This window comes from Paraburkholderia humisilvae, assembly GCF_902859855.1.
Taxonomy (GTDB): Bacteria; Pseudomonadota; Gammaproteobacteria; order Burkholderiales; family Burkholderiaceae; genus Paraburkholderia; species Paraburkholderia humisilvae.
Genome location: NZ_CADIKH010000019.1, coordinates 1 through 12,844, shown reverse-complemented (window position 1 = coordinate 12,844; position 12,844 = coordinate 1). Strand labels below are relative to the sequence as shown.

Sequence of the window (12,844 nt, the reverse complement as noted above, 5' to 3'; positions counted from 1 at the left end):
CACTGAACGGCAGTCGGTTCGACCGCCTGCGTCCATTCGAACGGAGGAAGTCTTGCAGAAAGTATGGTTGATTACCGGCGCGTCTAGTGGGCTTGGCCGGCAACTGGTCGAACTCGCACTCGAACGCGGCGAGCGCGTGGCAGCCGTGGTGCGTCGCCCCCACGCGCTCGACGAGCTGCAACAGCGATACGGCAATAGGCTGACAGTCGAAACATTCGACATCAGGAACACCGAGCGGGTCCAGCAGACCATCAACAGTGTCGCGACCGCATGGGGCAAGATCGACGTATTAGTCAACAACGCCGGTTATGTGCTTCGCGGCGCCGCGGAGGAAGTGTCGGACGCACAGATCGAACGCCAGTTCGCAGTCAATCTGCTCGCACCGATACAGGTGACGCGCTGCATCTTGCCGCTGATGCGCAAGCAGCGCGGCGGCCGAATCGTGCAGATCTCCAGCATGGGCGGTCAGGCCGCTTTTCCGTCAGCGAGCGTCTATCATGCGGCGAAGTGGGGACTCGAGGGCTTCACCGATGCGCTCAGACAGGAGGTCGCGCCATTCGGCATCCAGCTTACGATTGTCGAGCCCGGCGGCATGCGCACGTCGTTCAGTTCGAATGCGGTGCACGCGGAGCCGATCGACGCGTACGAGCAGACGACCGTCGGCCTGTTCCGCCGCAGAATCCAGCATGCCGGCGCCGCGAGCGACCCCGGCGATCCGCGCAAGGTCGCACAGGCCATCGTCGCATCGATGGATGCGGACATCGCACCCGAGCGCCTCGTATTAGGCGCAGACGCTTATGACGTGATTCGTCGCGCGCTGGCACAACGCCTTGCCACCCTCGAAGCACAGCAAGAAGTTGCGCATTCAACCAGCCTCGATCGCTAAGCGAAGGGCAGCCTTTCAACTGACTACTGGCTAACCGCCGCCTCCACAAACGGTGCGATGTTTCGCATCGCACGCTCGACATATTCGTCCTTCTCTCCGACCGGCGCGACGTAATGGATCGCACGGCGTGCGGCGTCGATCCCCGCGACGCGTGCGATCACCCACGCAGCCAGATATTGCGACGCGAGACAGCCGCCCGCCGTCGCGACATTTCCATTCGCCACAAACGGCTGATTGAGGATCTGAACCCCCGCGTCCTGCACCCATGGTTTGGTGGTCAAATCCGTGCACGCGGGGACGCCTTGCAGCAGTCCCAGTTTCGCGAGGACAAGCGTCCCCGAGCACTGCGCGCCTAGCAATTGCCGCGCGGGGTCGAGCTGCAGGCGCGCCATCAGGGTTTGATCCGCTACCACCTCCCGGGTCAGCCTGCCGCTTCCGACGATCACCGCATCGGCCCGCGACGCCTCCTCCAGCGACGCTTGCGCCTTCAGCACGACGCCGTTCATCGATCGAACCTCGTCCGTCGGACAGGCAATCGAAACACGCCAGTCCGGCTTGTTCACACGATTGAGAATGCCGAGCGCGATCAGCGAATCGAGTTCGTTGAAGCCGTCGAACGTCAGAATGGCAATATGCACGGTGTCCTCCTGTCGGGACGATGAAGGGTTGCGTAAAGGCATGCTACGGTCAAAAATAAATACAATCAAAAAATTGTCATGGATACATTCACCTATGCCGACGCCCCGTTACAAGCAACTGGTCGACCGGTTCGCGGCCGACATCCGCACCGGTCGTCTCGCGCCCGGCACGCGCCTTCCCACTCACCGGCAGCTCGCCGCGCAACAGGGACTGGCGCTCGTGACGGCCACGCGCGTCTATGCGGAGCTGGACGCGATGGGGCTTGTCAGCGGTGAAACCGGACGAGGCACCTTTGTCAAGGAAGCATTGCTTCCGCGTGGTCAGGGCATCGATCAGGTCGCGGTCGCTGCGGATACGGTGGACCTGAACTTCAACTATCCGGCGCTACCCGGCCAGGCGGAGCTGTTGAGGGCGGCGTTGCGGCAGCTCTCGTCGGCGGGCGATCTGGAAGCACTGCTGCGCTATCAGCCCCATGGCGGCCGCAAACATGAGCGCGCGCTGGTCGCGCGACATCTCGCGCGCCGCGGCCTGTGCGTCACCGAAGCTCAGGTAATGCTAGTCGACGGCGCTCAGCATGGCCTCGCCACCACCGTGATGGCGCTGTTGCAGCCCGGCGATGTCGTCGCGGTCGACGCGCTGACCTACCCGGGGTTCAAGTTGCTCGCGCAAGCGCATCGGCTGGAACTCGTCCCATTGCCCGCCGCCGGTGAAGGTCCCGATCTGGACGCGCTCGAAGCGCTGTGCAAACGCCGGCGGGTCCGCGCGATCTACACGATGCCGACGCTCCATAACCCGCTCGGCTGGGTGATGAAAATGCGCAAACGTCGCGCGCTGGCATCGATCGCACGTTACTACGGATTACTCATCATCGAAGATGGCGCGTACGCCTTTCTCGCGGAAGACGCGCCGCCGGCGCTCGCAACGCTTGCGCCGGATCTGACCGTGTACGTCTCCGGTTTTTCGAAGAGCGTCGCGACCGGTCTGCGTGTCGGCTATGTCGCCGCACCGCTCGAATGGGTGCCGAAAATCGAGCGTGCGATCCGAGCGACCACATGGAATACGCCGGGCGTGATGACCGCCATCGCATGCGGCTGGCTCGACGACGGGACCGTCGAGCGCCTTGAATCGGAGAAGCGCAGCGATGCGGCGGTTCGACAGACCATCGCGACCGATGCACTAGGCCGGCTGAAACGGATCGGCCATCCCGCGTCGTACTTCATCTGGCTACCGCTTCCCGCGGAGACCCGCGCGGATCAGATCGCAATGGCGCTCAGGCGCGAACGGATCTGGGTATCGACGGCCGAGCCGTTTTCCACCGCAAAGCAGGTGCCTCACGCGATACGGTTGGCTTTGGGATCCGTTGAACTCGATACGCTGAAAGACGCGCTACAGCGCGTCAAATCTGTCATCGCCGATCACACGTACTAAGGCCGGTTCCGCTCGCGAGCATAGCGGGCACGTCACGCCGAAATTCATAATTCATTTAAATTCGATAAATTTGATATATGTGATACTTTCATCGATATACTTTCTTTAACCGTCATTCAACGGAGAGAGGGAGTGATCGATGGGTAAATCAGCGACGCGCGGGGCTTATGAATATGTGATCATCGGCGCGGGCTCGGCCGGATGCGTACTCGCCGCGCGCTTGAGCGAGAGCGACGCAAACGTGCTGCTGCTCGAAGCCGGTCCGCCGGACAACGACCCGAACATCTGGATACCGTCTGGCTGGCCGCTGCTGTGGCACACCGAACGCGACTACGCGTTCGAAACGGTTCCGCAGGCGAATGCGCACGGGCGCAAGCTATTCTGGCCACGGGGACGCACGCTCGGAGGGTCGAGCTCGCTGAACGGCATGGTGTACATACGCGGCCATCACAGCGACTACGACGCATGGGCCAACGCAGGATGTATCGGCTGGGACTATGCATCGGTACTCCCGTACTTCATCAGATCCGAACACTACGAAGGCGGCGCTAACGCGTACCACGGCACGGGTGGCCCGCTCAACGTGTCGCGCATCGCCGATCGTCATCCGTTCTGTGCGACCGCGGTTCAGGCCGCAGTCGATGCGGGTATTCCGCTGAATGAGGATTTCAACGGCGCGACCTCGCTAGGCGTCGGTTTCGCCGATCTGACCGTGAAGAACGGCCGGCGGCATTCGGCAGCAGCGGCGTTTCTATCGACCGCCGGCGCTCGGCCGAATCTGCACATCCTGACCGGTGCACAGGTCACGCGTCTGACGTTGCCCTATTACGCCCCCGGACTTACCGGCCCGTTGAACGCCTGGACACTCGCTGCAGGCATGGTCAGGCCGACGAGTCGCGGCTCATTGCGCGTGATCTCAAACGACGCATCGGTCGCGCCGCTGATCGATCCGAATATCTTCGCAACCGACGACGATCTGCTTGCAATGGAGTCCGCCGTGCGCCTCTGTCTGGACATCGGCGAGCACGCCACGCTATCCGCATGGCGCAAAGCGGAGGTCTATCCGGGACGTGGCGTACGAAGCCGTAGCACGCTGCGCGATTTCATCCGGCAATCCGCGGTGACGTATCACCATCAGGTCGGCACCTGCAAGATGGGTATCGGCGGCGACGCTGTGGTCGACCCGCAGCTACGCGTTCATGGCCTTTCCGGGCTGCGCGTGGTCGACGCGTCGATCATGCCCACCGTCATATCGGGCAATACGAATGCGCCGACCATCATGATTGCGGAAAAGGCCGCCGACATGATCCGCTCGACAGCGACATAACGGCGAATTGCGCAGCTTGCTGCTTTGCACAAAAATTGACCGCTCGCCGCCTGGGGTTTGGGGCTGATCCACACGCAAAAAAAGTATGGGTTCACGGCTTTATTTTCAGCGGTGAGCGTGCTTTGATGACGCTAATTTTCGACTAGAGCAACCGCGATAAACCAGCAAGCTATGACCTCAGGCAACCTGAATACCCGCGCGGCGAACGGCACACGCTATGTAATCGGCGTCGACGTGGGCACCGGCAGTGCCCGCGCCGGCATCTTCGATGCCGCCGGCCGGATGGTCGCGTCGGCGAAACACGACATCACGGCGTTCCATGAAAGTGGCGCGATCGTCGAGCAGTCGAGCGGCGAGATATGGAACGCGGTCTGTCATTCGGTGACGCAAGCGCTGACGCAGGCCGCGATACCGCCCGAGCAGATCGCCGGCATCGGGTTCGACGCGACCTGCTCGCTCGTCGTGCTGGGCCCGGGCGGGCAACCGTTACCCGTGGGTCCGTCCGAGAAGGCCGAACGCGACATCATCGTCTGGATGGATCACCGCGCGCTCGAACAGGCGCAACGCATCAACAGCACCGGCCACGACGTGCTGAAATTCGTCGGCGGCACGATCTCGCCCGAAATGGAGACGCCGAAACTGCTGTGGCTGCTGGAGAACCGGCCCAACGTGTTCGCGGCCGCGTGGCAGTTTTTTGATCTGACCGACTTCCTGACCTGGCGCGCGACCGGCGATCTGTCCCGGTCCACCTGCACGGTCACCTGCAAATGGACTTATCTCGCGCACGAACGGCGCTGGGACGAAAGCTACTTCCGCACCGTGGGCCTCGCCGTGCTCGCGGACGAAGGCTTTGCGCGCATCGGCCAGCGGGTTGTCGAGCCGGGCACGCCGCTTGGCAACGGACTGACCGCGCACGCCGCCGCGGAACTCGGCTTGCGCGCCGGAACGCCAGTCGCCGCGGGCATGATCGACGCGCACGCCGGCGGGATCGGCACGGTCGGCGCCGAAGGGAAACCCGAGTCCTGCCTGGCTTACGTGTTCGGCACATCGTCGTGCACGATGACGACGACTCGCGCGCCGGTCTTCGTACCCGGCGTGTGGGGACCGTATTTCTCGGCGATGGTGCCCAATGCATGGCTCAACGAAGGAGGCCAATCGGTGGCCGGCGCGGCGATCGAGCGACTGTTGTCGATGCACCCGGAAACCCCACGCGCTCAAAGCCGCGCGGAGCAGTCCGGCGAGTCGTTGCCGGCGATGCTTGCCGGTCTGGCAGCGAAGCATTCCACCAGCTTGTCAGACGCCGTGAAGCTCGCTGAAAGCCTGCATGTCGTTCCGGAGTTCCTCGGCAATCGTGCGCCGTTTGCCGATCCGCATGCGAGAGCGGTGATCGCGGGCCTCGGGATGGAAACCGGTCTGGATAGTCTGGTTGCGCTCTACGTCGCCGGCCTTTGCAGCATCGGTTACGGGCTGAGGCAAATCATCGAAACGCAGGCTCAAGCGGGCGCGCCGATCGAGCAGGTCGTGATCAGCGGCGGCGCGGGGCGGCTCGATCTCGTCCGTCAACTGCTCGCCGATGCAACCGGCCGGCCCGTGCTTGCGACCGAGGCGCACGAGCCTGTGTTGCTGGGTGCGGCGATGCTGGGCGGCGTGGCGGGCGGCATGTTCGATGACCTGCGCTCGGCCATGGCCCGCATGTCGCGGATCAGCCAGACCTATACGCCGGGCCCAGGCGACACCGCGACCGTACACGACACGCGGTATCGCGCATTCACGAAGCTGCAGCGTGTCGCCAAAGAAATCCGCTAGTGCAATGCGACGGTAACCCGTGCGCCGTAATCGGGGCTGTTTGAGTCGACGCGCTTACTGCCCCGACACATGCGCCTTGAGATATGGCACGTACCCGTTCTGCGCCTTGACGATCTTCTCGACGCACTCGTCATAGTCCGAACCTTTCTCGTCGTTAGCGCCGTACATGCTGCGGCACTGCGCAAAGAGCGTCAGTGTCGCGCCGCCGCCCGTCCCCTTCGCAACACGCGTGGCTGAGAAAGCGACGTCGCCCGAACTGGAGGGCACGTCGGTGTCGATCGAGAACGCATCGGCGCGCGTCACCGAGGTATTCGAATGCTGCTCGATATAGCGCTTTGTCAGCACCCATGCGGCGTCGCACTGCGCGGTGTCACTGCAATCGACCGCCGCGTTGTGCTGCGCGGTGCTGAGATTGGCTTCGTTATGCGCGAATTGCGCGGCCTGCGCATCCTTGTCCGTAGACGAGCAGGCGGAGAGCGCAAGCGTGACGAGCGTAACGAGCGCAAAGGCAGCGTTCTTTTTCACGGATCAGATCCCTGGGAAAGTTTGAGCGCGATTATAGCTGCGTGCGACAAGCGCTTGAAAATCGGCTCGGGAGCGGCCGGATATGAATGGTTCGGACTGCGCTGCGACATGTCGGCCATATCCATGAGCCGTCGAATCACTCACGACAGATTGAAAGGTATTTCATTAAATAGAACTTAAGTCACGCTTGCGAATTTCTAAACGAAGGCCCAACCGGATGAGCGCGCCTGCGTGGCCAGTCGCGCGTGCGCTGAAGTCCAGGCACGTCGATTGCGTGACGATTCAGGCCGCCGATACGGCACATAGCAGCCAAGCGGATTTCGCCGATGAAAACGATGACGAGTGACACAGCCCGCGCGATTACCCAAGCGGTGCAGCGTGAACTGCCGCCCGGACTGCGGCATGTGGACGACACCCGCCCCGGCTTCACACGCAAAAGGCTCGGGCATGCGTTCGTGTATTTCGACGTGAACGGCAAGCGCATCGAAGACAAAACGGCAATCGCACGCATCAATGCACTCGCGATTCCTCCGGCTTACTGCGACGTGTGGATTTGTCCTGATCCGCGCGGCCATATTCAGGCGACCGCTCGCGACGCGCGAGGCCGCAAGCAATACCGTTACCATCCGCAATGGCGCGAGACACGCGACGCCGACAAGTTCGGCCGCATGGCCGCGTTCGGGCGCGCGCTGCCGAAAATACGCGCGCGCGTCGAACGCGATCTCGCCCGCAGCGGCATGCCGCGGGAGAAAGTGATGGCAGCCGTCGTGCATCTGCTCGATACGACGCTGATCCGTATCGGCAGTGTCGAATATGCGCGTGAAAACCAGTCGTATGGCCTCACGACGCTGCGCAAGAAGCACGTGACGATACGCTCCGGCGGAGTGCGATTCCGTTTCGCGGGCAAGGGAGGCGTCGAGCACGACGTATCGATCGAGAATCCCCGCGTCAGACGCATCGTGCGCAGATGTGCCGAATTGCCGGGCCATGACCTCTTCCAGTACGTCGACGAAGACGGTACACGCCATACGGTCGGCTCAGCCGATATCAATGAATACCTGCGCGCGGTCAGCGGCGCCGACTTCACGGCGAAAGACTATCGGACGTGGGCAGGCAGCGTCTTTGCGATGGCCGCATTGCGCCAGCTGGTTTGCGAAAGCGCAGCGGACGCGCGGCGCCACGTCGTCGCGACGGTGAAGGAGGTCGCGACGCTGTTGCGCAATACGCCGGCAGTATGCCGGCGCTGCTATATCCATCCGGGCGTCATCGCCGCGTTCGATGCGGGAGAACTGGCCGACTTACCGCCGCAATCGGCCAAACGCCGCATGAAGGCCGATGAACTTGCCTATATTGCACTGCTCGCCCGGGTGGATAAGCGCACGCGGCTCGCGAGTCGAAAGTAGCCCGACTCCCATCCATTGATCGCCGACGCTGCCGCAAAGCTTTTGAAGCTCGCTTTACTGTGCAGCGAATGAGCACCGACCATGAAGCAGTTTACGAAGCACTATCAGAGGGGGAGTATTCGTCAAGCGACTGCCACGTGCACGACACTCATGCGTAACAGTTCGGCCATGCGCGGTAAATGAAAAGACTGATCGGCACGTGAAGTGCTGACCGCGCACCAGTAACAACTTTCGATCATGGCGACCGATATGAACGGAACACGAATCGCACGGTGGTTGACTATCCTTTTCGCCGGCCTTTCCGGCCTGTATCTGCTATTTGGCGGCATCTGGCTGCTGGTGCTGCACGGCTCCCCGTACTACGTGATAGCCGGCATCGTGTTGCTCGCGGTCGCGTGGCTCGTCTACCGTCGCAACCGATGGGCGCTCGCGCTGTATGCGCTGCTGCTGATCGTCACAGTCGTATGGGCGGTGAACGAGGTAGGCTTCGACTTATGGGCGCTCGCGCCGCGCACCGATGTGCTGGTGATATTCGGTATCTGGCTGCTACTGCCGTTCATTTCACGCACCTTTTCCGCACCCGTCACGCATGCTGTGGCAGCGCTGGTCATCGGACTGATCGCGAGCGCCGCCGTACTGACCTATGCGGCATTCAACGACCCGCAGCAAATCGACGGCACGGTTTCCGCGCAATCCGCCGCCACGCCCACGCCCGACTCGCAAGCCGCCGACTGGCCCACTTACGGTCGCACGCAGGGCGGCACCCGCTATTCGCCGCTCGCGCAGATCAACGAACAGAATGTGAAAGACCTGCAAGTCGCATGGACGTTCGAAACCGGCGACCACAAAGGACCGGGCGACCCGGTGGAGATCACCGACGAGGTCACGCCGATCAAGGTCGGCGATACGCTCTTTCTGTGCTCGCCGCACCAGATCCTGTTCGCGCTCGACGCGGCAAGCGGCAAGGAAAAATGGCGCTTCGACCCGGGCCTGAAAACCGACCCGAGCTTTCAGCACGTCACCTGTCGCGGCGTGTCATATCACGAGACTGACGCGGCCCGCGCTGCCACGACCGCACAGGCGCAAGCCGCGCTGCCGGCGTGCTCGCGCCGTGTGATCCTGCCGGTCAACAACGGTCATCTGTTCGAACTCGACGCGGCAACCGGCCAACGCTGCCCAGCATTCGCCGATAACGGCGACCTCAACCTGCAGAATCTAGAGCCCGTTAAAACGGCGGGGGAATACGAACCGACATCGCCGCCTGTGGTCACCGACAAGGTCATCGTCGTCGCCGGCTCGGTGACGGACAACTATTCGACGAGCGAGCCGTCGGGCGCGATCCGCGGCTTCGACGTCGAGACAGGCAAGCTGCTGTGGGCATTCGATCCAGGCTCCGATACGCCGAATGCCATACCCGACGACCAGCATAGCTTCACGAAGAATTCGCCGAACTCATGGGCGCCCGCTGCATACGATCCGCAGCTCGATCTCGTCTACTTGCCGATGGGCGTCGGCACGCCCGACACCTGGGGCGGCTACCGCACGCCGCAGCAGGAACGCTATGCGAGCGGACTGCTCGCGCTGAATGCGTCCACCGGCAAGCTCGCGTGGTTCTATCAGACCGTGCATCACGACCTGTGGGACATGGACCTGCCCGCCCAGCCGACCATCGCCGATCTCACCGACGTGCACGGCAATGTGGTGCCCGCGATCTACGTGCCGGCGAAAACCGGCAACATCTTCGTGCTCGATCGCCGCACCGGCACGCCGCTCGTCCCCGCGCCCGAGCAGCCCGTGCCGCAAGGGCCGGCGGATGGCGACTGGGTATCCGCGACACAGCCGTTCTCGCAATTGACTTTCCGTCCGGCACAAAACCTTCGCGACACGGACATGTGGGGCGCGACGATGTACGACCAGCTCGTCTGCCGCGTGATGTTCCACCGCCTGCGTTATGAAGGGCCGTTTACGCCGCCGTCCGAGCAGGGCACACTGGTCTTCCCTGGCAATCTCGGCATGTTCGAGTGGGGAGGTATCGCGATCGACACCGACCGGCACCTTGCCATCGCGAACCCGATTGCGCTGCCGTTTGTATCACGGCTCGTTCCGCGCGGTCCGCACAATCCCGCCGAACCGCCCGCGGCGGGTCAGAACGGCACCGGCACTGAAGCAGGTATCCAGCCGCAGTACGGCGTTCCGTTCGCGGTGACGCTGAACCCGTTCCTGTCGCCATTCGGGTTGCCGTGCAAAGAGCCCGCGTGGGGCTACGTCGCGGCGCTCGACCTCAATACGAATCAGATCGTCTGGAAAAAACGCATCGGCACCGTGTACGACAGCTCGCCGCTGCCTTTGCCGTTCCGCATGGGTATGCCGATGCTCGGTGGGCCGGTCACGACAGCGGGCCATGTGTTCTTTATCGGCGCGACCGCGGACAATTACCTTCGCGCATTCAGCACCGACACCGGCCAGGAACTGTGGCGCGCGCGGCTGCCGGCGGGCGGCCAGGCGACGCCGATGACCTATGAGGCGAACGGCAAACAGTATGTCGTGATCGCGGCCGGCGGGCATGGATCGTTCGGCACGAAGCTCGGTGACTATGTGATCGCGTATGCGCTGCCGGATGCGAAATAAAGGCGGTATTGCCGGAACATCGCGTGCGAATTCCGCAGGAGACCCAGGCACAGGGTTTGCGCATTCAACAGCGCTCACACCTTACCTTGGGAGGACAACATTATGAGCACATATGACCCGAAAGGCGCATCCGGCTCGGGTGCACAGATCGTCGGCGGTGGAGTTGGCGAAGGGCCGGGCCCTGAAATCATGGCCGCGGCGACGCTGGATGGCGACAAGGTCATCACGGCAGACGGCGAGCATGTCGGTAAGGTTTCCGACATCATGCTCGACGTGCGCAGTGGCCGCATTGCCTACGCAGTTCTATCGGAAGGCGGTTTTCTCGGCATGGGCACGACGTTGCACGCGATCCCATGGACCGCGTTGACGCTCGATACGGCCGAAAAATGCTTCCGCGTCGACATCACCGCGCAGCGCATCAAGGACGATCCGGGTTTCGATAAGGACCACTGGCCGTCGATGGCGGATGTCTCGTGGGGCATGCGGCTTCACGAATACTACAATCGCCAGCCCTATTGGTCGGAGATGCCCGGCACAACCCGCGGCGCCGTCGAGCCACGCAGAGATATGCAGGGTCTTTAAACGACAAGCAGTAACGTAACGGTGCGTGGGCGCGGACTCTGCGTCCACGCACCGTCACTTCAGGCTTCGCCCGTTGATGCGCGAATGCAGTCGCGGACTCATGCAACGGCTTGCGCGTCAAAGCGCTCAGTCGGTGTCGGAAAATTGCCCGTCCGCACGTCGATCACTACCGTCGTTCTGGCCTCCAATGCCTGCTCAAATGCATTCGCGAGGTTCGACGGATCGTCAACCGTGATGCCCATTGCGCCAATAGCATTCGCAAATCCCGCCCAGTCATGGGTCGGCAACGCATGCAATTCCCCCATCGCGGGGCTGACGCGGTCCGCGCGCAGTTTTGGATTACCGAAAGCCGAGTTGTTGAACACCACACAAATCAGAGGAACCCGGTATCGTGCGGCGGTCTGAATCTCGACTCCATGCATCAGCATGCAACCGTCTCCGGTAACGACCACGCAGGGGTCGTTCGGGTGTACAAGTTGCGCACCCATCGCGGCTGGGATCGCCCATCCCATTGCGCCCATATACTTGATCGAGGTAAAAAACCGCCCCGGCTCATACGCAGTCCAGTGGTGCCCTGCAAAGAACGCGTGCGCGCCGCTGTCGATGAACAGTCGCGTCGAGCGGGGCATCACCCGGCGCAGTGCCAGCACCGCGTCGGCCGGATGAATATGTCCGGAATTCGACTCGGGCCGCACAGCCGCGTCATTCGATGCGCCTGCCGTTTTCAGCCGCGCCACCCAGTCGCGTCTCGCGGCACCGCTTGCGCGCAGGCGCATGGCCACTTCAGGCGACGCATCGTGCAACATTTCAAGGCACGTACGTGCATCGCCGAGTATCGACAGATTCACGTGATAGTCGCGAAACACGCCCGAAGGATTGATGTCATTGACGATCAGCGCATGCCGCGGCCTGAAGCCGTCACTCCAGATCAGCGTATCGAGCATATTCAGACGTGAACCGAGCACGAACAACACATCGAGTTCACCCGACGTAAGCGCATCGAGTGCCGGGCGGTTGCCGCACCAGCCCAGCACCCCAAGACTCAATGGATGGTCTTCCGGAAACACGCCTTTAGCGGACAGTGTCGTCGCCACCGGCACGTCGAAGCGTTCGGCGAACCGCTTCAGTTCCTCCGCGGCGTTGGACTGCGCACACCCGGTGCCGGCCAGAATCGCCACCTTCGGGCCCGAGTCCATATGATCCCAGAACGCGCCGCAACGATGGGCGTCGACAAAGCGAGGCTGATACAGCCGTTCGTGCAGCGCTGACCAATGACCTGCTGTTTCCGCACGCTGAACATCGGCCGGTATCGACAGATGCACCGGACCGCGGGACGCATGACCCAACATACTGTGCAACAGACGATCCAGATGCCGATAGGTCAGCGACGGCGCGCCGAGCTCGAGCTGTAATGCCGTCACCGGCGTCGCCATGGCCGTCGCACGCATCCCGGCGGGACTCGAGTCCTGAAACGCGCCTCGACCCATCCAGTCGCGCCCGACCTCGCCCGACAACGCGAGCACAGCCGATCGGTCCGTGTAAGCGGTCGCCAATGCGGTCAGCGTATTCGTGAAGCCCGGACCGCTGGTGGTTGCGTACACACCAAACCGGCCGCTCGCG

General features: G+C 62.7%; 9 protein-coding genes and 1 pseudogene. 7 read left to right on the top strand and 3 right to left on the bottom strand.

The window, feature by feature from the left end:
* Positions 1-52: 52 nt before the first annotated feature.
* Positions 53-886: an SDR family oxidoreductase gene (locus tag HV796_RS20540; protein WP_175228345.1), complete on the top strand. Its 834-nt coding sequence runs from the start codon at positions 53-55 to the stop codon at positions 884-886.
* 23 nt (positions 887-909) lie between these two features.
* Here the strand turns inward: HV796_RS20540 and HV796_RS20535 are convergent, their stop codons facing one another.
* A complete protein-coding gene (locus HV796_RS20535; protein ID WP_175228344.1) occupies positions 910-1,524 on the bottom strand; it encodes a DJ-1/PfpI family protein in 615 nt (204 codons plus the stop codon).
* 94 nt (positions 1,525-1,618) lie between these two features.
* Here HV796_RS20535 and HV796_RS20530 point away from each other — a divergent pair, with 94 nt between their 5' ends.
* The 3 genes from HV796_RS20530 to HV796_RS20520 all read left to right on the top strand — a co-directional run bounded on the left by HV796_RS20530 (position 1,619) and on the right by HV796_RS20520 (position 6,086).
* Complete coding sequence (locus tag HV796_RS20530) at positions 1,619-2,953, top strand: aminotransferase-like domain-containing protein (protein WP_175228343.1); 1,335 nt, start codon at positions 1,619-1,621, stop codon at positions 2,951-2,953.
* 139 nt (positions 2,954-3,092) lie between these two features.
* Positions 3,093-4,280, top strand: coding sequence for a GMC family oxidoreductase (locus HV796_RS20525; RefSeq protein WP_175228342.1), 1,188 nt, complete (start codon positions 3,093-3,095; stop codon positions 4,278-4,280).
* A 171-nt stretch (positions 4,281-4,451) separates the two neighbouring features.
* Entirely contained in the window at positions 4,452-6,086 is a 1,635-nt protein-coding gene (locus HV796_RS20520; RefSeq protein ID WP_175228341.1) for an FGGY-family carbohydrate kinase, read from the top strand.
* Between the two features lie 54 nt (positions 6,087-6,140).
* Here HV796_RS20520 and HV796_RS20515 read toward each other — a convergent pair whose 3' ends face one another.
* On the bottom strand, positions 6,141-6,611 hold the full coding sequence (locus HV796_RS20515; protein ID WP_175228340.1) for a hypothetical protein: 471 nt from the start codon (positions 6,609-6,611) through the stop codon (positions 6,141-6,143).
* A gap of 326 nt (positions 6,612-6,937) precedes the next feature.
* Here HV796_RS20515 and HV796_RS20510 point away from each other — a divergent pair.
* The 3 genes and pseudogenes from HV796_RS20510 to HV796_RS20500 form a co-directional block, all read left to right on the top strand.
* A pseudogene (locus tag HV796_RS20510) lies at positions 6,938-8,011 on the top strand (DNA topoisomerase IB); the annotation flags it as partial.
* 252 nt (positions 8,012-8,263) lie between these two features.
* Positions 8,264-10,642 carry a glucose/quinate/shikimate family membrane-bound PQQ-dependent dehydrogenase gene (locus HV796_RS20505; RefSeq protein ID WP_281369804.1) on the top strand — a complete coding sequence of 793 codons (2,379 nt, stop codon included), beginning with the start codon at positions 8,264-8,266 and terminating at the stop codon, positions 10,640-10,642.
* Positions 10,643-10,744: 102 nt separating this feature from the next.
* Entirely contained in the window at positions 10,745-11,224 is a 480-nt protein-coding gene (locus tag HV796_RS20500; RefSeq protein ID WP_175228337.1) for a PRC-barrel domain-containing protein, read from the top strand.
* 98 nt (positions 11,225-11,322) lie between these two features.
* Here HV796_RS20500 and HV796_RS20495 read toward each other — a convergent pair.
* Positions 11,323-12,844: thiamine pyrophosphate-binding protein (locus tag HV796_RS20495; protein ID WP_175228336.1), on the bottom strand; the 1,522-nt coding region annotated here is incomplete at its 5' end.